Below are 20,530 nucleotides of genomic sequence, written 5' to 3'. Positions count from 1 at the left end.
AAAAGCGGGCACCGGTTTTGCGATCAGAATGCACGCCAACCAAGAGACTCCCATGACAACTCCCCTCGCCGCCAAGATCGCCCGCGAATACGGCACGCCCTGTGCCGTCATCGACATGGACAGGGTCGAGCGCAACATCGCGCGCATTCAAAAGGCCTGCGACGAGGCCGGAATCGCCAACCGGCCGCACATCAAGACGCACAAGAACCCGACCATTGCGAAGATGCAGGTCGCGGCCGGCGCCAAGGGCATCACCTGCCAGAAGATCGGCGAGGCCGAGATCATGGCCAATGCCGGCATCGACGATATCCTGATCAGCTACAATCTTCTCGGCGAGGAAAAGATGGCGCGTCTCGGCGCGCTGAACGCCAAGACCAACATGACGGTCGCCGCCGACAATTCGACCGTCGTCGCCGGCCTGCCCAAGGCCGCCGCGGCGTCGGGCCGCCCGCTCTCTGTCGTGGTCGAGTGCGATACCGGTCGCAAGCGCGCGGGCGTCGAGACGCCAGCGGAGGCGATTGCGCTGGCGCGCGAGATCGCGGGATCGAAGGGTCTCGAGTTCGCGGGCTTCATGCTCTATCCGACCGAGACCGGCTGGGCCGACGCGCAGAAATTCTACGACGAGGCGCTGGCCGGCGTGCGCGCGCACGGGCTGGACGCGAAGATCGTCTCGACCGGAGGCACGCCGAACCTCGTCAACATCGGCAAGCTCAAGGGCGGCACCGAGCATCGCTTCGGCACCTACATCTACAACGACCGCATGCAGGTCGCGGCCGGCTCTGCCACGTGGGACGACTGCGCGCTGCACATCTACTCGACGGTGGTGAGCCGCGCCGCGCCCGAGCGCGGCATCCTCGATGCCGGCTCGAAGACGCTGACGACGGACACCGGCGGCCTCGACGGCCACGGCCTGATCCTGGAGCACCCCGAAGCCAAGATCGCAAAATTCGCCGAGGAGCACGGCTTCCTCGACCTCTCCCGCAGCAACACGCGCCCGAACGTCGGCGACGTCGTCCGCATCGTGCCGAACCACGTCTGCGTCGTCGTCAACATGATGGACGAGGTGGTGATGGTGCGCGGCGATGAGATCATCGGCACGCTGCCGGTCGCAGCACGCGGCAAGCTGCGGTAGCTAGCCCTCAATCAGCGCCCGGAGTTCCCGGACCAGACCATCACGGAAGAGTCTGATCGGCCGCTCCAGCCGACCGGCTGGGGCACGATGTACCACCCATGCGCGCACGGCAGGCTTGAAGTCGCGCGCGGCAATAGGCTTGAGCTTCTCGCGAAACGCGCTGTGCTTCAGCGCAATCGGGGTGACCAGCCCGACGCCGAGACCGCGCGACACCAGCGACAGCCGGAGCTCACTGTCCAGCGCCTCGACGGCGATACTGAACGGCAGATGCTCGGCATCGAACTTTCGCTTCAGCGTGTCGCGAAATCCGCAACCGTCCGGATTGATTACCCACGATAGCTGCGACAGCCGTTCAAGGTCGACAGTGCGCGGGATCTTCATGTCGCGCGCGACCGACGAAGACGACGGGCTGCGCGCCGAGATCGTCGGCGACAAGATCGGCAGGCGGCACTGCGCCGTCAGGCAGACAAATCGCGGCCACGTCCAGCTCGTTGCGGCAAACACGCTCGAGCTGGTTCGGCGACCAACCGGAGACCACCCGCACGGCCAGCCCCGGAAATTCGGCGCGCACCGCATCGAGCGGTCCGGTCAGCCCAGCCTCTGAAAGAAACGGCGTCAGACCGAGCCTGAACTCGCCGCGCACGATGCCGTCGTTAGCCACACCCGACTTGAGATCGTCCAGCATCCTGAGCAGGCGCCGGCCCTGCTCATAGGCCTCATGGCCCGCCGCCGTTGGCTTCAGAGGCTTCGAGAGCCGGTCCAAAAGCTGCGCCCCCAGCATCTCCTCGAGATTCTGGATACGTCGGGTCACACCGGGCTGCGTGAGATTGAGACGCGCCGAAGCCGCGACGATCGATCCGGTCTCGACCACGGCGACGAAGGCCACGAGGTCATGGGTGTTCATAAGAAACTCGCATAATCTTTATAGACTTATTTGAATTGTAGCATATTGATAGTGCCGCTTAAAGGGTCTCCGCACCACGACTGCGAGGGCCCATGACCGCTTCCGAAACGACAACGCCTGAGTCTCGAAACCAGCTTGCCGAGCGGCCCCTGATCTGGCTCGGCGCGATCACCGCCGGTGTCGTCGTCACCAATCTGTTCGCACCGCAGATCCTGCTCGGCCTGATCGGCCAGTCTTTGTTCATGCCCGCCTGGCAGGCTGGCCTGATCGGCACGCTGACCCTGTTCGGCTATGCCCTCGGCCTGCTGCTGCTCGTGCCACTGGTCGATCTTGTCGAGAACCGGCTTGTCATCCTGCGGACGCTGGGCTGCGCCATCCTTGCAGCGCTTGCGACGGCGTTCGCGCCAACGCCGATACTTCTACTGCTCGCGACTTTCATCCTCGGCGCCTCCTGCGCTGCAATCCAGATGATGGTTCCGTTGGTCGCATCCATGGTGGCGCCGGATCGTCGTGGCGGGGCCATCGGCGAGGTCATGGGCGGATTGATGATCGGTATTCTGTTGTCACGGCCTGCGGCGAGCCTGATCGCTGATCTCTGGAGCTGGCGGGCTTATTACGTCGTCTCGGCCGCTCTGATGGCGCTGCTTGCCGGCGCGCTCGCCCGTTACCTTCCCACTCTTCAACCCTCGGCACGCGCGAGCTACGCCGAATTGCTCCTTTCCTTTCCACGGCTGCTGCGCGAAGAGCCCGTGCTGCGCGTACGCGCCTGGACGGCCTCCCTCGTCATGGCCTCCTTCACGGCCTTCTGGTCGGCGGTCGCGCTGCGGCTGCCGGAGGCACCGTTCAACCTCGACGCCCGGGGAATTGCGGCGTTCGCGCTGATCGGCGTCGCGGGCGCCGCGGCGACACCGATGGCCGGCCGATGGGGCGACAAGGGCCGGGCACGTCCGATGTTCTTCGCGGCACATTTGCTCATCATCGGCTCGCTCGCACTTTGCGCATGGGCGGGCATGCTGGAATCCCGCATCGCCGGCCTGCTCGTGCTGAGCCTCGGCACCATCCTGCTCGACGTCGGCATCACCACAGACCAGACGCTGGGCCGCCGCGCCATCAACCTTTTGCGTCCGGAAGCCCGCGGCCGCATGAACGGCCTGTTCGTCGCGCTGTTTTTTATTGGCGGTGGTGTCGGCGGGGCGGCGGCATCGCTGGGCTGGAGCTACGGCGGCTGGACGATGGTCTGCGCGGTGGCGGCAAGCTTCGGCGTGCTGGCACTCCTCACCAGCCTCATCACCCGAACCGGCACGTCATAACCGGGAAGGTCACGGCGATAATTGGCTGAGCCAACCCAATACACCCCTGCCCGCCGCGGCCCCGGTCGCAAACGAGGCCTGCAGCAGATAGCCGCCGGTTGGCGCCTCCCAGTCCAGCATCTCGCCGGCGGTGAACACGCCTGGCAGCTTGCGCAGCATGAAGTGATCGTCGAGCTCTTCGAACGTGATCCCGCCCGCGGTCGAGATCGCGCGCTCGATCGGGGCGACGCCGGTGAGCTGAACTGGAATGGCGTTGATCAGCTTTGCGAGCTCGGCCGGCGAGAACGCGGCCAGCGGCCGGCCGGAGGCGATGGCGGCCTCCTGCATCAGGCCGATGCCGACAGGCGGCACTTGCGCCGCCTTGCGCAAAAAGTTCGCCAGCGATTGCTTGCCGCGCACGCCTGAGAGTCGCGTCGTCAGCGCAGCCGTGTCGAGGTCGGGCCGCAACGCGATCATCAGCGTTGCCTGCCCCAGCCCAAGCACCGCCTCGCGCAGCTCCGCCGACAGCGCATAGATGGCGCCGCCCTCGATACCGCTGCGCGTGATCGTGGCTTCTCCGCGCACCGTATGCGCACCGACTGTCAACGCCACGCCCTTGAGCGGCTGTCCCTCGAAACGATCGCGGAACACATCTGACCAGGCCACCGTGAAGCCGGAATTGGCGGGCCGCAGCTTTGAGATGGCGACGCCCTTGGCACCGAGGAACTCGACCCAGCCGCCATCTGAGCCGAGCCGCGGCCAGCTCGCGCCGCCGAGCGCGAGGACCGTGGCGTTGGCAACGACAGCCGCCTCGCCATCCGGCGCTCGAAACACCAGACGCCCCTCGCCGTCCCAGCCCGTCCAGCGATGACGGAACGCAAACGATACGCCGCTCGCTGCAAGTCTCCGCAGCCAGGCGCGCAACAGGGGGGAGGCCTTGAACGCTTTTGGAAACACCCGGCCGCTGGTGCCGACAAAGGTCGGCTCGCCCAAGGCTTCGCTCCACGCCCGCAACGCCTCGGGCGAAAATGCCTCGATCGCGGCTTGCAGCTTCGGCGCTGCCTCGCGATAGCGCGCCATGAACTGCGGCAGTGGCTCGCTGTGGGTGAGATTGAGCCCGCCCCGGCCCGCCATCAGGAATTTCCGGCCCGCCGACGGCATCGCGTCGTACACGGTGACGCGGGCGCCGCCCTGCGCCAGCACTTCCGCCGCCATCAAGCCGGCAGGGCCGGCGCCGATGATTGCGATGCGGGAGTCGGTTGAGGTCATGGCTGGAGTTTAAGGCAGATTCTCGCGCCTAGCTCGTCATTCTGGGGCGCGCCACTTGGCGCGAACCCGGAAGGACAACTCAGAGCTTGATCCCCGCCCGTGCCGCGGCCTGCGCCACATATTTCTGCGTCTGCTCGAATGCGCCCGTGAGCGCCTTGGCCTTCGACATGTCGCTGATCTCACCGAAATGCGCGGCGACCGCGTCCGGGGTCCAATCGGATTCCGGCAGGTTGATGCCTTCGCTCTCCATGATCTTGATCACGGCGAACGAGCCGGCGCCAGCGCCCATGATGGTGCGGGTCGGCGCGTCCTCGCTGAGCATATACTCGACCGCCGGCGTGATCGCGTTCGGCTTCATCAGCTGCAGCGCCTGCGGCGGCAGCAGCTCTTCGGTCATGCGGGTCGCCGCCGTCGGCGAGATGATGTTGACGCGGATGTCGTTCTTGCGGCCTTCCTCGGCGAGCACGTTCATCAGGCCGACCATGCCGGATTTCGCCGCGCCGTAATTGGCCTGGCCGAAATTGCCGTAGAGTCCGGAGGACGAGGTCGTCAGCACGATGCGGCCGTAGCTGCGGTCGCGCATGCCGGCCCAGGCCGCCTTGCAGCAATAGAAGGTGCCGACGAGATGCACGTCCAGCACTTTCTGGAAATCGGCCGCATCCATCTTGCCGAACGACTTGTCGCGCAAGATGCCGGCATTGGCGCACAAGAGGTCGACGCTGCCCCATTCCTTGGTGGCGCGCTCGACCATGGCGGTGACCTGCTCGAAATTCGAGACGTCGGCGCCGTCGGCCATCGCGGTGCCGCCGGCCTTGCGGATCTCCTCGACCACGGCCTCCGCCGGTGACAGCGAGCCGCCAGTGCCATCGCGCGCGCCGCCGAAATCGTTGACCACGACCTTGGCGCCGCGGCTGGCCAGCCCAAGCGCATGCGCCTTGCCGAGACCATTGCCCGCGCCGGTGACGATGGCGACGCGTCCGTCGAACCTGATTGCCATGATGCAGTTCCTGCTTCTTCTTCCTTCTCCCCTTGTGGGAGAAGGTGGCATAGGCGGCAAGCGGCCGCCGTACCTAAAATGGACGCCGACGCGTAGCGTCGGCTACGGCGCCGGATGAGGGGTTGTCGCTACAGGCGAGTCCGCGGAGAGATACCCCTCACCCGGCTTCGCTCCGCGAAGCCACCCTCTCCCACAGGGGGAGAGGGTTACACCGCGCTTCGGGTCAGCTTTTGAGCAGCGATAGGTGGCCGGGTCAAGCCCGTGCCGCCCTACGCGAAATAGATCAACCCCAGCCAGTCCGCGACCAGCGCCGGCTTGTCTTCGCCTTCGATCTCGACCGTGACATTGGTGCGGGACTGCAGCTCGTTCGGCTTGCGCAGCTTGGCTTCCGCCAGCACGAAGCGTCCGCGGATACGCTTGCCCGAGCGCACCGGCGAGATGAAGCGCAGCTTGTCGAAACCGTAATTGACACCCATCGTGGTGCCCGCAATCGCCGGCATCACTTCATAGGACATTACCGACAACATCGACATCGTCAGGAAGCCGTGCGCGATGGTGGTGCCAAACGCCGTTTCCTTCTTGGCGCGCTCGGGATCGACGTGGATGAACTGGTGATCCTCGGTCACGTCGGCATAGGTGTCGATGCGGGGCTGGTCGATCAGATGCCACGACGACACGCCGATCTCCTTGCCGACCAGGGCCTGATAGGCCTCGAGCGTGATCGGCGGCGACTTCCAGATTTGGTTCACTTAGCTCTCACTCCGTGTTTTCGACAACTCCGGAAAATCCTCCTCGCGGAATTCCCGGCCACGCAGGGGATCCTCGCGATCGTCGTCGCGTTCGAGCCGTCGTAGCTGCACGCGGCGGATTTTGCCAGAGATCGTCTTTGGCAGCTCGGTGACGATTTCGAGGCGGCGAATGCGTTTGAACGGGGCAAGCCGCGTGTGCAGATGCCGGAAGATCGAGAGCGCCGTCTCCGGCGTTCGGTCTGCGCCGGAGGTCAGCAGCACGAACGCCTTGGGGACGGCAAGGCGGATCGGATCCGGGCTCGGCACGACAGCGGCTTCCGCAACGAGCTCGTGCTCCAGCAGCACGCTCTCGAGCTCGAACGGGCTGATGCGATAGTCCGACGATTTAAAGACGTCGTCGGAACGGCCGACGAAGGTGAGATAGCCCTCGTCGTCCTCGAACACGACGTCGCCGCTGCGGTAGAGCTCACCCTCGGCGCCGGACAGTTGGCCATCGGCACCCTGGTAACCCTGCATCAGGCCGGCGGGACGGTCAGCGCCGAGCACCAGCGTGACCTCGCCTTCTCTGGCAGGCTGGCCGTCGGCATCGCTGATCTGCACGCGATAACCCGGCAGCGGCCGGCCCATCGAGCCGACCTTGATCTTTTGCCCCGGCGAGTTGCCGGCCAGCGCAGTGGTTTCGGTCTGGCCATATCCGTCGCGGATGGTGAGACCCCAGGCCGCCCGCACCTGGTCGATCACTTCCGGGTTAAGCGGCTCGCCGGCGCCGCAGACCTCGCGAAGCGCGACCTTGAACGAGGCAAGGTTCTCCTGGATGAACAAGCGCCACACCGTCGGCGGCGCGCATAGCGTGGTGACGCCGCAGCGGCCGATGGTGGCGAGCAGGGCTTTCGCGTCGAAGCGCGGCTGGTTGACCACGAACACGGTGGCGCCCGCGTTCCACGGCGCAAAGAAGCAGCTCCAGGCATGCTTGGCCCAGCCGGGCGAGGAAATGTTAAGATGGACGTCACCGGGCTTCAGCCCGATCCAGTACATGGTCGACAGATGCCCGACGGGATAGCTGCGCTGGCTGTGCCGGACGAGCTTTGGTTTTGCCGTCGTGCCCGAGGTGAAATAGAGCAGCATCGGGTCGTCGGCGTTGGTCGGGCCGTCCGCCGCAAAACTTTCGGAGGCCTTCGCGGCTTCGTCGTAAGCGAGCCATCCGTCGGAGGCGCCGCCGACCATGATGCGAACGATGTTCTCCGCGCCAAGGCCTGCGAATTTCGCAACCTGATCCTCGGCGGCCACCACGGCCCTCGCCTTGCCGCGATCGAGACGATCGCGCAGCTCGTCCGCGGTGAGCAGCGTCGTTGCGGGAATTACGACGACGCCGAGCTTCATCGCCGCCAGCATCGTCTCCCACAGCGGAACCACATTGCCGAGCAGCAACAGAAGATGATCGCCACGTTTCAGGCCCTGCGCACGAAGGAAGTTCGCGACCTGGTTCGAGCGCTTGGAAAGCGCCGCGAACGACAGCTTGGTCTGCTTGTCCTGCGCGGCATCGACGATCCAGAGCGCGGGGCGGTCCCTGCTCTCCGCATTCGCCGCCAGCTCGGCGTCGAACCAGTCGAGCGCCCAGTTGAAGGGAACCGGATCCGGCCAGCGGAAACCTTTGACCGCGGCCTCGTAATCCGTGCGGTGGTCCAGCAGAAACGCGCGTGCGTCCAAAAATGTCGTCATGATCCGGGCCCGTCGAATGAGCGTTCGAGCGTAGCCCGGATGGAGCGAAGCGCAATCCGGGGCCGGTCGCGCCAGTCGAGGGAATTGTCCCGGATTTCGCTTCGCTCCATCCGGGCTACGAAGCTTCGCTATTTTCCAGCGAGGCTGCGAACGTGCTTGATAATTCCGGAAAAATCCACCCCACCCTGGCCGGCTGCGTCGAAAGACTGATAGATCTCCTGCGCGTGCTTGCCGAGCGGCGTCGCGGCACCCGCGGCCTTGGCGGCGTCCTGCGCCAGCGTCAGATCCTTCACCATCAGCGCCGAGGCAAAGCCCGGCTTGTAGTCGTTGTTCGCGGGCGAGGTCGGCACCGGGCCGGGCACCGGGCAATAGGTCGTCAGCGACCAGCACTGGCCTGAGGAAGTCGATGCGACGTCGAACAGCGCCTGATGCGAGAGCCCGAGCTTCTCAGCCAACGCAAAGGCCTCGCTGACCGCGATCATGGAAATGCCGAGGATCATGTTGTTGCAGATTTTGGCCGCCTGCCCTGCACCGGCCCCGCCGCAATGCACGATCTTCTTGCCCATGTTTTCCAGCACCGGCTTGGCCGCGGCGAATGCCTTGTCCTCGCCTCCGCACATGAAGGTGAGCGTCGCGCCCTTGGCGCCGCCGGTGCCGCCGGAGACCGGCGCATCGACCGACAGCACGCCGCTCTTGGCAGCCAACGCATGCGCGGCCCTCGCGCTCTCGACATCGATGGTGGAGCTGTCGATGATCAGCGCGCCCTTGGCCATGGCGGGCACGACCTCGTTCCAGACGCCGAGCACGTGCTTGCCGGCGGGGAGCATGGTGACGACCACATCGGCGCCCTTCACCGCGGCGGGCGCGCTGTCGGCGATGCCCGCGCCGTCGGCCTTGGCTTGCGCACGCGAGGCCTCGACGAGATCGAACGCCACCACCTTGTGGCCGGCCTTCACGAGGTTAGCCGCCATCGGGCCGCCCATGTTGCCCAGACCAATGAATGCGATCGTGGCCATTGTCGTTTCCTCCGCTGTCGCGTTGTTAGGTAAACTTCAGCTCATCCGCGCCGATCTCGGCAAGATACGGCGCCAGCATCTGCGGCGTCACATCCTCGATTGCTCGCGGCGACCACGTCGGATTGCGATCCTTGTCGATCACCGCCGCACGCACGCCCTCGCGAAAATCATCGCTGCGGAAGACTTCCAGGGCAGCGCGGTATTCGCGCACCAGACACTCCTCCAGGCTCGATGAAGCGCGCGCGAGCCGCAACAGCTTCAGCGTCACCACCATGCCGCGCGGCGATTTCTCGCTCAGCGTCTTCAGCGTGGCCAGCGCAAAGTCGGAGCCATCGCGCTTCAGCGCCGCAAAGATGTCCTCCATGCGGTCGAAGCCGAACAAGGCATCGATAACAGGCTCCTTTGCGGCCACCGGCCCCGTGCTCTCGCCGGTCGCAAAGCCGTCGATGAGCTTGCTGACGTCCGCTGCGGTCGCACCGGAGCGGACTTTCGTCAGCGCCTCGCGCAGCTCCGGCAATCTCGAAGCCGGCACGACCCAATCGGCGAACTTCGCATGGATCGCGTCCGGCCCGTTCATGGTCTGGCCGGTCAGTCCGAAATAGGTGCCGACCTCGCCCGGCGAACGCGACAAGAGATAGGTGCCGCCGACATCGGGGAAGAAGCCGAGGCCAACTTCGGGCATCGCCAGCTTGGTGCGATCCGTGACGACGCGATGGCTGGCATGGGCCGACAGGCCGACGCCGCCGCCCATCACGATGCCGTCCATGAAGGCGACATACGGCTTCGGAAACTTCTTGATGCGGGCGTTGAGGATGTACTCCTCGCGCCACAGGATCTTGCCGAGGTCGCCGTTGACCTTCGAGCTTTCCCAGAGCGTGCGGATGTCGCCGCCCGCGCAGAGGCCGCGCTCGCCGGCACCTTCCAGCACGATCACGGCAACGGCAGGATCGGCCTCGAAACGGTCGAGCGCCTTGTCGACGTCGCGAAACATCTCCAGCGTCACGGCATTGATGGCCTTCGGACGGTTCAGCCTGATGATGCCGGCCGCACCCTCGACGCGGGCGACGAGATCGCCCTCCTCCGCTTCGCTCATCGCGCGCCCTCGATCAGCTTGCGCGCCACGATCAGCCGCATGATTTCGTTGGTGCCTTCGAGAATCTGGTGCACGCGAAGATCGCGCACGATCTTCTCGATGCCGTACTCGCTGAGGTAACCATAGCCGCCGTGAAGCTGCAGCGCGTGGTTGGCGACCTCGAAGCCGACGTCGGTGCCGAAGCGCTTTGCCATCGCGCACAGCATGGTGGCATCGGGGTCCTTGCGGTCGAGCGCCGCGGCGGCGCGCCACAGGAAGGTACGCGCGGCCTCGAGCTCGATTGCCATGTCGGCTAGGCGGAATTGCAGCGCCTGGAATTCGTCGAGGCGCTTTCCGAACGCCTTGCGCTCCTTCATGTAGGCGCGCGCCTTGTCGAGCGCGGTCTGGGCACCGCCGAGCGAGCACGCCGTGATGTTGAGGCGGCCGCCGTCGAGGCCGGCCATCGCGATCTTGAAACCGATGCCCTCCTCGCTCAGCCGGTTGGCGACGGGCACGCGGGCGTTCTCGAACATCACCGCACGGGTCGGCTGCGCATTCCAGCCCATCTTGCGCTCATTGGCGCCGAAGGAGACGCCCGGCGTCTTGCCGTCGATCACGAGCGTCGAGATGCCACCGGGACCGTCGCCGCCGGTGCGCACCATCGCGACCAAGAGGTCGGTACCGCCGGCGCCGGAAATGAACTGCTTCTGGCCGTTGAGGACGTAATGAGCGCCGTCGCGCACGGCGCGGGTGCGCAGAGCTGCCGCGTCGGAGCCGGCGCCCGGCTCAGTCAGGCAGTAGCTCGCGATCAGCTCCATGGTGCAGAGCTTCGGCAGCCATTGATGGCGCTGGGTGTCGCTGCCATAGGCATCGATCATCCAGGACGCCATGTTGTGGATGGAGATAAAGGCGGACGTGGTCGGGCAGCCCGTCGCCAGCGCCTCGAAGATCAGCGCCGCATCGAACCGCGTCATCGCGGATCCCCCGACATCGTCGCGAATGTAGATGCCGCCCATGCCGAGCGTTGCCGCCTCGCGCATGACCTCGACGGGGAAATGCTTTTCCTCGTCCCAGCGCAGCGCGTGCGGCGCGATTTTCTCCGCCGCAAACGCCAGCGCCATGTCGCGAAATGCGATCTGATCCTCGTTCAGAGCGAACTGCATCCCCGGCCTCGCTCCTGAAAGGATTACTTCATCAGCGGGATCGAGAACTCCGCGCCTTCCTTGACGCCGGACGGCCAGCGCGACGTTACCGTCTTGGTCTTGGTGTAGAAGCGAATGGAGTCCGGGCCGTGCTGGTTGAGATCGCCGAAGCCCGACTTCTTCCAGCCGCCGAAGGTGTAATAGGCGATCGGCACCGGGATCGGCACGTTGATGCCGACCATGCCGACATTGACCTTGGCCGCGAAGTCGCGCGCGGCATCGCCGTCGCGGGTGAAGATGGCAACGCCGTTGCCGTAGTCATGGTCCGACGGCAGCGCCAGCGCTTCCTTGTAGTCATGCGCGCGCACGACCGAGAGCACGGGGCCAAAGATCTCTTCCTTGTAGATCCGCATGTCCTTGGTGACGTTGTCGAACAGCGAACCGCCGAGATAGAAGCCTTTCTCGTAGCCCTGCATCTTGAAGCCGCGGCCGTCGACGGCGAGCGTCGCGCCTTCCTTGATGCCGATGTCGATATAGCCTTTGACCTTCTCGACCGCCTCGCGCGTGACCAGCGGGCCGTAATCGGCCGACGGATCGATCGAGGTGCCGATCTTGAGGCTTTCGACGCGCGGGATCAGCTTTTCCATCAGCCGGTCGGCAGTGGACTTGCCGACGGGCACGGCAACCGAGACGGCCATGCAGCGCTCGCCGGCCGAGCCGTAGCCGGCACCGATCAGCGCGTCGACCGCCTGGTCCATGTCGGCGTCGGGCATGATGATGGCGTGGTTCTTGGCGCCGCCGAAGCACTGGCAGCGCTTGCCGGTTTGCGCCGCGCGCTCATAGATGTACTGCGCGATCGGCGTCGAGCCGACGAAGCCGACGGCCTTGATATCGGGATCGTCCAGGATGGCGTCGACCGCCTCCTTGTCGCCGTTGACGACGTTGAGGATGCCGGCGGGCAGGCCCGCCTCGATCATGAGTTCAGCGAGCAGCATCGGCACGCCGGGATCGCGCTCCGAAGGCTTGAGGATGAAGGCGTTGCCGCAGGCGATCGCGGGCGCGAACTTCCACATCGGGATCATCGCGGGGAAGTTGAACGGCGTGATGCCGGCGACGACACCGAGCGGCTGGCGCATCGAATAGATGTCGATGCCAGGGCCTGCGCCTTCGGTGTACTCGCCCTTCATCAGATGCGGAATGCCGCAGGCGAACTCGGCGACTTCGAGGCCACGCTGGATGTCGCCCTTGGCGTCGGGTACGGTCTTGCCGTGCTCGCGCGCCAGCAGCTCGGCGAGCTTGTCGTAGTCGCGCTGCACCAGCTCGACGAATTTCGACATGACGCGGGCGCGGCGCTGCGGGTTGGTCGCGGCCCATTCGGGCTGCGCGGCGCGCGCGTTCTCGACGGCGGCGCGGACCTCGGCCTTGGACGCCAGCGCCACCTTGGCCTGGACGTCGCCGGTCATCGGCTCGAAGACGTCGGCGGTGCGGTTTGAGGTGCCCTTGACCTCCTTGCCACCGATGAAATGTCCGATTGAGCGCATGGAATGATCTCCTGAGGTCCGAGCTTGAACGCTTTGACAAATCCTATTGACCTGCATTTTATAGGATTCAAGTCTGAGATAATGCACCATAGATGTGCGAAAATGCTGGATCAAGGCGCTATCGATTGGGACGACTTTCGCTTCGTGCTGGCCATCGTGCGGGGCGGCTCGGTCTCGGCTGCGGCAAAACAGCTCGGCGTCGACCATGCCACGGTGATCCGTCGTGTCGACCGGCTGGAAAAGCACCTCTCGGCGAAATTGTTTGACCGGCGCAAGACCGGCTACCTCCTCACCGAGGCCGGCCAGCGCGTCGCCGACAGCGCGGAAGCGATGGAATCGACCATCGTCGCCAACCAGGAGCAGGTCGGCGGCTCGGTGGCGCGGCTGACCGGCACGGTGCGGATCGGCGCGCCCGATGGCTTCGGCACCGCGTTCCTGGCGCCGCGGCTGGCGCCCTTCGCCGACCGGTATCCCGATCTCGACCTGCAACTTGTGGCCACCGCGCGACTATTCAGTCTCTCCAAGCGCGAGGCCGATATCGCCATCAGTCTGACCATGCCGAAGGAAGGCCGCATCGTCGGCCGCAAGCTGCTCGACTACCGCCTCGGCCTCTATGCGGCCCCCGCCTATCTCGACCGCTTCCCGAAAATCACCTCGCGCGAGGTGCTGCCGCAGCATCGCTTCGTCGGTTACATCGAGGAGCTGCTGTTCACGCCGGAGCTCGATTATCTGCCGCAGGTGTCGCCGCGGATCTCCGCGCGCTTTCGCAGCGCCAATCTGATCGCCCAGCTCAATGCCACGCTCTCAGGTTTCGGTATCGCCGTGCTGCCCCACTTCATGGCGAGCGACTACCCGCAACTCGTCCCAGTGCTGCCCGATGAGATCGCGATCACGCGGACGTTCTGGATGCTGATGCACGCCGACAGCAAGGATCTGGCGCGCATCCGCGCGGTGGCGGATTACGTCAGTGAGATCGTGGAGCGCGAGCGGGCGCTGTTTGCGGGGCGGTAGCACCGGTCTCGCAGGATGCGCAACGCGCCTAGTTCTTTGCCTTCTTCGCCGCCACTTTCGGCTCGCGCTTCGCGCCCTCGAGCGTACTGTCCCTGCCCGCCTTCAACACCTCGTCCGACAGCTCGCTTGACCCCGCGATGCGGGCCAGCAGCATGGTGCCGGCCATCGTCGCCAGCGTCGCGATCGCCTGCTTTCGCGCCGCCTTGCGCGGCATGTTCGGGATGTAGTCCGTCAGTTGCTCGATCATCTCGTCGAGCTTGCCGGCGAACGCCTTGCGCGCCTTGGGGCTCTCGCGGGCAATCTCGGCGCCCAATGCGGGAATCGAGCAGCCATGGCCGGGATTGTCGCGATGCAGCGTGGAGAGGTAGGCCTCTGCGACCAGCGCCAGCCGCTTGTCCGGCGAGACCTCGTCGGTGATCTGGCGCCAGTGCTCCATCGAGCGGTCCATCGCATAACCGAACGCCTCGATTACCAGCGCCTCGCGGGAATCGAAATGCGCGTAGAAGCCGCCATGGGTCAGGCCGGCCTCCTTCATGAGGTCGGCGACGCCAATGCCGTGGGCGCCCTTTTCACGCAACCGCGTGGAGGCCTTCCTCACGATGCGGTCGTGGGTTTCCTGCTTGTGTTCCGGGGAATAGCGCATGCTGGTCTCATTGGATGTCGAAGGTCATCTCATAACACGCAAATGACGAATTAGGTGCATTAATTCATGTTAAGTTGCCGCCGATCATCGAAAACGTTGCAGTTGCGTGCACCGCAAGGGCGCCCTTGCCGTCCCGGACGAAGCCTTCGGTGTAGCTGGTCTGCCGCCCGAGCTTGATCACTTTACCTTCGGCCGAAATCAGCCCGGAACGAACCGAGAGCGGACGCAGGAAGGCCAGCTTCAACTCCAAGGTCACCGAACCCTGCCCGGCCGCGAGCCGGGTCGAAATGGCACAGCCCATCGCGGTATCGAGCAGCGCCGCGGCGGTCGCGCCGTGGAGAAGACCGATGGTATTTTCGAGATCCTCGCGCGGCTCTAGTTCCATGACGATCCGGCCCGGCTCGACCATCGCCATGGTGAAGCCGATCAGTTTCGCGAAAGGCGGCGGCGGCAGCCGGCCGTCGCGAATCCCCAGCATGGCATCCATGCCGGACAACCCCATGGCCGCTCTCGCGACCGGGGCGGGCATCTGCCAGTCCACCACGCGCTCACGCCGCTGTGCCGGCGAAAACAGGTCGAGTTGTTCGATGTCGGTCATGGCCGCCCCTTTGAATGACACGCGTCATACTATGTCGCGGACTTCGCGCTGGCAACTCCACCTCGCCTGCCCGCTTGACAAGCAGGACGCTTCGGCCCGGAAGTAATCTCCGACCAGCGCGCCTTGCGCGCCTACGAAAGCCAATCGAGATCCCACGATGGAAATGCTCAACCACCATTGCGGCGTGACGCGCGATGCGCGCGGCGTCGTCCATGTCGCGATCTGCAACGCCGGCCCGCTCAACATTCTCGGCTCAGCGGTGACCAATGCCGTGCGCGAAGGCTTGCAGCAGCTCGCGCCCGACCGCAGCATTCGCGTCGTGGTGCTGCGCGGCCAGAGCGAGAAGAGCATGATCGGCGGTGCCGACATCAAGGAGATGGCCAAGCTCGACCAGGCATCGGCCGAAGCCTTCATCAGCCGCCTGCGCGATCTCTGCGAGGCCGTGCGCCAATTCCCGGCGCCCGTGATCGCACGGATGCCCGGCTGGTGCCTCGGCGGCGGCCTCGAGGTCGCCGCGGCCTGCGATTTCCGCATCGCCGCGCATGATGCCCATTTCGGCATGCCCGAGGTGCGTGTCGGCATTCCGTCGGTGATCCATGCGGCGCTGCTGCCGCGCCTGATCGGCTGGGCCCGCGCGCGCTGGCTGGTGATGACGGCGGAGAACATCGACGCGCCGACTGCGCTCGCCTGGGGACTGGTCGACAAGGTCGCGCCGGAGGGCGGGCTGGATGCGGAGATCGAGCACCTGGTGAAGGCTTTGCTGGAATGCGGCCCCGAGGCGCTGCGCTCGCAGAAGGCCCTGCTGCGGCAATGGGAGGAGCTGCCGCTCACCGAGTCCGTGAATTTGAGCGTGAAGGTGTTCGGCGAGTCGTTCCTGACGGACGAGCCGACGCGCTTGATGGGCGCGTTTGTGAACCGGAAGCGGTAGGATGCAGGCTTCCGTGCCCCGGACGCAGCAGCAGCCGCCGCAATAAATCTCATCTCACCACGACAATTTCTCATCCTCGCCGCGGTTGCATTTTTTGCACTGCATAATATGATGATCATAATCTTACCCGCCATCGCCAGGGAGTTCCATCATGGCCGAAGCTGCCGATCCCGTCGTCATCGTCTCCGCCGCCCGCACCCCACTCGGCCGCTTCATGGGCGAATTGTCCCCACTCCCCGCGCACAAGCTTGGCTCACACGTGATCGGCGCTGCGCTGGAGCGCGCAAAACTCTCGCCCGACAAGATCGACGAAGTCTTCATGGGCTGCGTGCTGCCGGCCGGCCAAGGCCAGGCGCCGGCACGCCAGGCTGCACGTACCGCGGGTCTTCCCGATGCCACCGGCGCGACCACCGTCAACAAGGTGTGCGGCTCCGGCATGAAGGCGACCATGCTGGCGCACGACATCATCCGCGCCGGCTCGGCCCAGATCGTCGTCTCCGGCGGCATGGAGAGCATGAGCAACGCGCCGTACCTGCTGGCCAAGGCCCGCGGCGGCTATCGCGTCGGCCATGACCGCATCATCGACCACATGATGATGGACGGGCTGGAGGACGCCTACGAGTCCGGCCGTTCCATGGGTGATTTTGGCGAAGCAACGGCGGAGGCCTATCAGTTCACGCGCAAGGACCAGGACGCTTACGCCATGGAGACGCTCAGCCGCGCCCGCAAGGCGGTCGATGGCGGCGCGTTCCAGGCCGAGATTGCGCCGATCACGCTCGCCGAAAAGGCAGGTCCCCGCATCGTTGCCAATGACGAGCATCCACTGAAGGTCGATCCGGCCAAGATCCCGGGCCTGAAGCCGGCGTTCCGCGCCAACGGTACGATCACGCCGGCGGCCTCTTCCGCCAATGCCGACGGTGCGGCTGCGCTGGTGCTGACGAAGCGTTCGCTCGCCGACCGGAGCGGCCTTCCCGTTCTCGCCGAGATCAAGGGCCACGCCACGCACAGCCAGGAGCCGCAATGGTTCACCACGGCGCCGATCCCGGCGATCCGCAAGCTGCTCGACAAGGTCGGCTGGGCTGCGTCCGACGTCGACCTGTTCGAGATCAACGAGGCCTTCGCCGTGGTGGCGATGGCGGCGCAACGCGATCTCGGCATTCCCCGCGAGAAGCTCAACGTCAATGGCGGCGCATGTGCGCTCGGCCACCCGATCGGCGCCACCGGCGCACGGCTGATCGTGACGCTGCTGCATGCGCTCGAGGCGCAGAACCTCAAGCGCGGCATCGCCGCGCTGTGCATCGGCGGCGGTGAAGCCACGGCCATCGCCGTCGAGCGGTCGGCCCGCTGATCAATGATGTCCGAAATTGAGGGAAGTCTGTCATTTTAGACTTCCATTCCTTGTGCCAGATTGCAACCGTGATGCGGGTCTCCAGGGGCCCGCCAAAAAGATTGAGGCCCAATGATCTCGAACTGGCTCGCGGCAGCATTGTCCCGCCGCAACGTCCATTACGGCTGGGTGATGGTCGGCGTGACCTTCCTCGCCGCGCTGATCAGCGCCGGCACGGTCGGCGCGCCCGGCGTCTTCATCGTTCCCCTGCAAAAGGAGTTCGGCTGGAGCACGGCGGAGATTTCTTCCGCGCTGTCGATCCGCTTCATCCTGTTCGGGCTGATGGCCCCGTTCGCGGCCGCCCTGCTCAACCGCTATGGCCTGCGCAACGTCACGCTGACCGCGCAGCTGATCGTCGTCTCGGCGCTGGTAGCCTCCCTCGGCATGACCGAGGTATGGCAGCTCATCGCGCTCTGGGGCGTGGTGATCGGCATCGGCACCGGCATGACCGCCCTGGTGCTGGGTGCGACCATCGCCACGCGCTGGTTCGCAGCAAGGCGCGGCCTCGTCGTCGGCATCATGACTGCGAGCGTCGCCACCGGCCAGCTCGTGTTCCTGCCGCTGCTGGCAAGCCTGACCGAACGTTACGGCTGGCGGCTCGCGCTCGGCTTCGTCTGCATCATGCTGGGCGTCTCCGCGCTGGCAGTGCTGCTCGCGATGCGCGATCGGCCGAGCGATGTCGGCCAGCGTCCGTTCGGCGACGAAGGCACGACACCCCTGCCCGCACCGCCCGTCAGCCACGGCTCGATCACAGGCGTGGCGCTCGGCACGCTGCGCGACGCCTCGAAGTCGACCGCGTTCTGGATCCTGTTCGCGACCTTCTTCGTCTGCGGCGCCTCGACCAACGGCCTCGTCCAGGTGCACCTGATCCCGATGTGCCTCGATTTCGGCATCCCGCAGGTGCAGGCCGCAAGCCTGCTCGCGGCGATGGGCATCTTCGATTTCTTCGGCACCATCATGTCGGGCTGGCTGTCGGACCGCTACGACAACCGCTATCTGCTGTTCTGGTACTACGGGCTACGCGGGCTCTCGCTGAACTTCCTGCCGTTCAGCGATTTCTCGTTCTATGGCCTCTCGATCTTCGCGATGTTCTACGGTCTCGACTGGATCGCGACGGTGCCGCCGACAGTGCGTCTCACCGCGCAGAAATTCGGGCCCGAGCGCGCCAATCTGGTGTTTGGCTGGATTTTTGCCGGCCATCAGCTCGGCGCCGGCGCGGCGGCTTTCGGGGCAGGCTTCTCGCGGACGGTCTATCAGAGCTACCTGCCCGCGTTCTTCATCGCCGGCGCACTCTGCGTGTTCGCCGCGTTGATCGTGCTGGCGCTGTCGCGGCAATCGAAACCTCAAGCCGCGATGGCGCAAGCGGCGTAGGCAGACGGAGGACGCAACTCTTCCCTACTCGTCAAGTGCGGCGTTTCGCCTCTCGGTCCAAATCAGGTGTGGCCCTTCACGACATCTGCCGCAATTGCATGAGGACGGCAGTATCGACGCGAGGCAGATATCGACGAATGTTCATGAGTACGCGCCCTAACCCGACCGCAGAGTGCAGGCGCGATCCCCTACCCCGGACCCGGCATGTTGCCCGCGAACTGCGGATAGCATTCGCGCAGCTCCTCGCGGATCCGTCCCCGGATCAAGGCCAGCGTCGCGTCGTCCGGCGACGGCGTCGTGACCTCGCATTGCTCGTTGTCGTAGGCAAAGCCCGTCGTGCCGCGAATGTCGCGCCAACCATAGCCGGGATGCGTGCTCTCGAGGCGAAAGCGCCCCGCCTCCCGGTCGAAGGAGAATAGCGCCGCGTTGGTCAGCAGCGCATGCGGGCCGCCGCGCCGATAGACCGTCTCGTCGGTGACCCCAGGCGCAGACACGAAGTCCACGCGCTCTACCAGGGACCGCAGGCTGTGCTCCTCGCGGAACAGGATGACCCGCGGAACGAGGAAGTACAGATAGGCGGAGCCGAACGAGCCGGGCCACCTGACCGGATTGTTCGGGTAGTCGCCGGTGCCGACGAGATTGACATTGCCCTGGCCGTCGATCTGGCCACCGCCGAGAAAGAAGGCATCCAGGCGCCCCTGCGCGGCACAATCGAACAACTCCTCGGCACCACCGGTGAAGGAATTGTGCTTGACCGATCCGAGGATCGAGAGCTGCACGCGCCCCGCTCCGTCACGCTCGTTGAGCGCACGCAACAGCATCGCACCGGCCGCCGGCATCGGCGAGGATTGACCGACCGCAACATGCCGCACGCCCTTCAGCAGCCGCGAGATCGTATAGATCATCAGCTCGCGGCTGGTGCACGCCTCGGTCATGCCGCGCTCCTCGAACCCCGGATATAGGCCTGGAACCCCTCCGGCGAGCGCGCCGCGCGCGCGTATTTCTCGACTTCCTGCCCATCCCTGGGATACTCGGCGTAAAGCCCCGTGGGCCACCCGCCGTTCTTCAACTGCGCCACCGCACTCACATAGATTGCAGGCAGGACGCCCGCGGCCATTTTCTCGTCCTCGAGCAGTGACGTCTCGGAGATGCGCTCGACGGTCACGAACGCCTTCTTCGAGGCGTGCGCCAGCAGCATCGTTTCGCGCCGGCGCCCCAGCCGAACGTTGCCGAACCGGTCCGCTTCAGGGGCATGAAACAAGGCAATGTCAGGCTGGATCGCCGAGACCACGACGATCTTCTCGCCGTCATCGAACGGATTCGACGTCACCTTCCAGTCGTCCCGCTTCTTGAGGACGTCACTGCCGATGATGCCGCGGATCGGCATGAACGGCACGCCCTTCTCGGCGGCCGTCAGGCCTGCGAACACCGCGGGACAGGTCGCATCGCGCAGGCGAATGGACCCGTCGCGGACGGCCCGGCTGAAACAGGGTGCGCCGCCGGCTTCGCCGAGACTGACGGCGCTGGTCTCCAGCGTCGTCACGGCGCCGGCGCCGATCAGCATATCGACTTGCATGCCCCCGATCGGCGCACACACTACATGGAGATCGCGAACGCCGCGATCGATCAGCAGCCGAATCATTCCGGGGGACGCAGCGTAATCGTCAGGCGCCAGACCGAGCTTGCACCCCGAGGGTATCATCTCCGCCATCTCTTGCGGCGTTACGAAGTCTGTCATCTCTTCACCTCTTTCAATCAAGAC

Annotated in this window: 18 protein-coding genes and 1 pseudogene; 6 read left to right on the top strand and 13 right to left on the bottom strand. The window is 65.5% G+C overall.

The window, feature by feature from the left end; all coding sequences use genetic code 11:
- Positions 1-52: 52 nt before the first annotated feature.
- Positions 53-1,132, top strand: a complete 1,080-nt coding sequence (locus XH83_RS14290; protein WP_194407602.1) for a D-TA family PLP-dependent enzyme — start codon at positions 53-55, stop codon at positions 1,130-1,132.
- Here XH83_RS14290 and XH83_RS14285 read toward each other — a convergent pair.
- Positions 1,133-2,036, bottom strand: a pseudogene (locus XH83_RS14285) (LysR family transcriptional regulator).
- A gap of 92 nt (positions 2,037-2,128) precedes the next feature.
- Here XH83_RS14285 and XH83_RS14280 point away from each other — a divergent pair.
- Positions 2,129-3,346 carry an MFS transporter gene (locus XH83_RS14280; RefSeq protein WP_194407601.1) on the top strand — a complete coding sequence of 406 codons (1,218 nt, stop codon included), beginning with the start codon at positions 2,129-2,131 and terminating at the stop codon, positions 3,344-3,346.
- 9 nt (positions 3,347-3,355) lie between these two features.
- Here XH83_RS14280 and XH83_RS14275 read toward each other — a convergent pair whose 3' ends face one another.
- The 8 genes from XH83_RS14275 to XH83_RS14240 form a co-directional block, all read right to left on the bottom strand.
- On the bottom strand, positions 3,356-4,540 hold the full coding sequence (locus XH83_RS14275) for a TIGR03862 family flavoprotein (RefSeq protein WP_246776503.1): 1,185 nt from the start codon (positions 4,538-4,540) through the stop codon (positions 3,356-3,358).
- A gap of 133 nt (positions 4,541-4,673) precedes the next feature.
- Positions 4,674-5,591 carry an SDR family NAD(P)-dependent oxidoreductase gene (locus XH83_RS14270; protein WP_194407599.1) on the bottom strand — a complete coding sequence of 306 codons (918 nt, stop codon included), beginning with the start codon at positions 5,589-5,591 and terminating at the stop codon, positions 4,674-4,676.
- Between the two features lie 269 nt (positions 5,592-5,860).
- Positions 5,861-6,340 (bottom strand): MaoC family dehydratase, encoded by a 480-nt coding sequence (locus XH83_RS14265; RefSeq protein ID WP_194407598.1) that lies wholly within the window; start codon positions 6,338-6,340, stop codon positions 5,861-5,863.
- The gene (locus tag XH83_RS14260) at positions 6,341-8,059 is read right to left on the bottom strand and encodes an AMP-binding protein (RefSeq protein WP_194407597.1); all 1,719 of its coding nucleotides are present in this window, start codon (positions 8,057-8,059) and stop codon (positions 6,341-6,343) included. It lies immediately after the preceding gene.
- A gap of 128 nt (positions 8,060-8,187) precedes the next feature.
- Complete coding sequence (gene mmsB, locus XH83_RS14255) at positions 8,188-9,075, bottom strand: 3-hydroxyisobutyrate dehydrogenase (RefSeq protein ID WP_194407596.1); 888 nt, start codon at positions 9,073-9,075, stop codon at positions 8,188-8,190.
- A 25-nt stretch (positions 9,076-9,100) separates the two neighbouring features.
- Complete coding sequence (locus XH83_RS14250) at positions 9,101-10,168, bottom strand: enoyl-CoA hydratase/isomerase family protein (protein ID WP_194407595.1); 1,068 nt, start codon at positions 10,166-10,168, stop codon at positions 9,101-9,103.
- Complete coding sequence (locus XH83_RS14245) at positions 10,165-11,310, bottom strand: isobutyryl-CoA dehydrogenase (RefSeq protein WP_194407594.1); 1,146 nt, start codon at positions 11,308-11,310, stop codon at positions 10,165-10,167. The genes XH83_RS14250 and XH83_RS14245 overlap by 4 nt, the downstream gene beginning before the upstream one ends.
- A gap of 23 nt (positions 11,311-11,333) precedes the next feature.
- On the bottom strand, positions 11,334-12,830 hold the full coding sequence (locus XH83_RS14240) for a CoA-acylating methylmalonate-semialdehyde dehydrogenase (protein WP_194407593.1): 1,497 nt from the start codon (positions 12,828-12,830) through the stop codon (positions 11,334-11,336).
- A gap of 102 nt (positions 12,831-12,932) precedes the next feature.
- On the opposite strand from XH83_RS14240, the gene XH83_RS14235 reads away from it, so the two are divergent.
- The gene (locus tag XH83_RS14235) at positions 12,933-13,841 is read left to right on the top strand and encodes a LysR family transcriptional regulator (RefSeq protein WP_194407592.1); all 909 of its coding nucleotides are present in this window, start codon (positions 12,933-12,935) and stop codon (positions 13,839-13,841) included.
- A 28-nt stretch (positions 13,842-13,869) separates the two neighbouring features.
- Here XH83_RS14235 and XH83_RS14230 read toward each other — a convergent pair whose 3' ends face one another.
- Together XH83_RS14230 and XH83_RS14225 are read right to left on the bottom strand one after the other, a co-directional pair.
- On the bottom strand, positions 13,870-14,484 hold the full coding sequence (locus XH83_RS14230; RefSeq protein ID WP_194407591.1) for a TetR/AcrR family transcriptional regulator: 615 nt from the start codon (positions 14,482-14,484) through the stop codon (positions 13,870-13,872).
- 64 nt (positions 14,485-14,548) lie between these two features.
- The gene (locus XH83_RS14225; protein ID WP_194407590.1) at positions 14,549-15,082 is read right to left on the bottom strand and encodes a PaaI family thioesterase; all 534 of its coding nucleotides are present in this window, start codon (positions 15,080-15,082) and stop codon (positions 14,549-14,551) included.
- A 157-nt stretch (positions 15,083-15,239) separates the two neighbouring features.
- On the opposite strand from XH83_RS14225, the gene XH83_RS14220 reads away from it, so the two are divergent.
- The 3 genes from XH83_RS14220 (at position 15,240) to XH83_RS14210 (ending at position 18,768) form a co-directional block, all read left to right on the top strand.
- On the top strand, positions 15,240-16,010 hold the full coding sequence (locus XH83_RS14220) for an enoyl-CoA hydratase (protein ID WP_194407589.1): 771 nt from the start codon (positions 15,240-15,242) through the stop codon (positions 16,008-16,010).
- A 151-nt stretch (positions 16,011-16,161) separates the two neighbouring features.
- Positions 16,162-17,358 (top strand): acetyl-CoA C-acyltransferase, encoded by a 1,197-nt coding sequence (locus XH83_RS14215; RefSeq protein ID WP_194407588.1) that lies wholly within the window; start codon positions 16,162-16,164, stop codon positions 17,356-17,358.
- 111 nt (positions 17,359-17,469) lie between these two features.
- Positions 17,470-18,768: an MFS transporter gene (locus XH83_RS14210; RefSeq protein ID WP_194407587.1), complete on the top strand. Its 1,299-nt coding sequence runs from the start codon at positions 17,470-17,472 to the stop codon at positions 18,766-18,768.
- A gap of 188 nt (positions 18,769-18,956) precedes the next feature.
- Here XH83_RS14210 and XH83_RS14205 read toward each other — a convergent pair whose 3' ends face one another.
- Both XH83_RS14205 and XH83_RS14200 read right to left on the bottom strand, forming a co-directional pair.
- Entirely contained in the window at positions 18,957-19,703 is a 747-nt protein-coding gene (locus tag XH83_RS14205) for a CoA-transferase (protein WP_194407586.1), read from the bottom strand.
- Positions 19,700-20,506, bottom strand: coding sequence for a CoA transferase subunit A (locus tag XH83_RS14200; protein ID WP_194407585.1), 807 nt, complete (start codon positions 20,504-20,506; stop codon positions 19,700-19,702). Before XH83_RS14200 ends, XH83_RS14205 begins: the two co-directional genes overlap by 4 nt.
- Positions 20,507-20,530: the final 24 nt, after the last annotated feature.

The organism is Bradyrhizobium sp. CCBAU 53351 (genome assembly GCF_015291745.1).
Classification (GTDB): Bacteria; Pseudomonadota; Alphaproteobacteria; order Rhizobiales; family Xanthobacteraceae; genus Bradyrhizobium.
The sequence above is the reverse complement of the archived record's forward strand: the minus strand, read 5'-3'. Positions and strand labels throughout refer to the sequence as shown.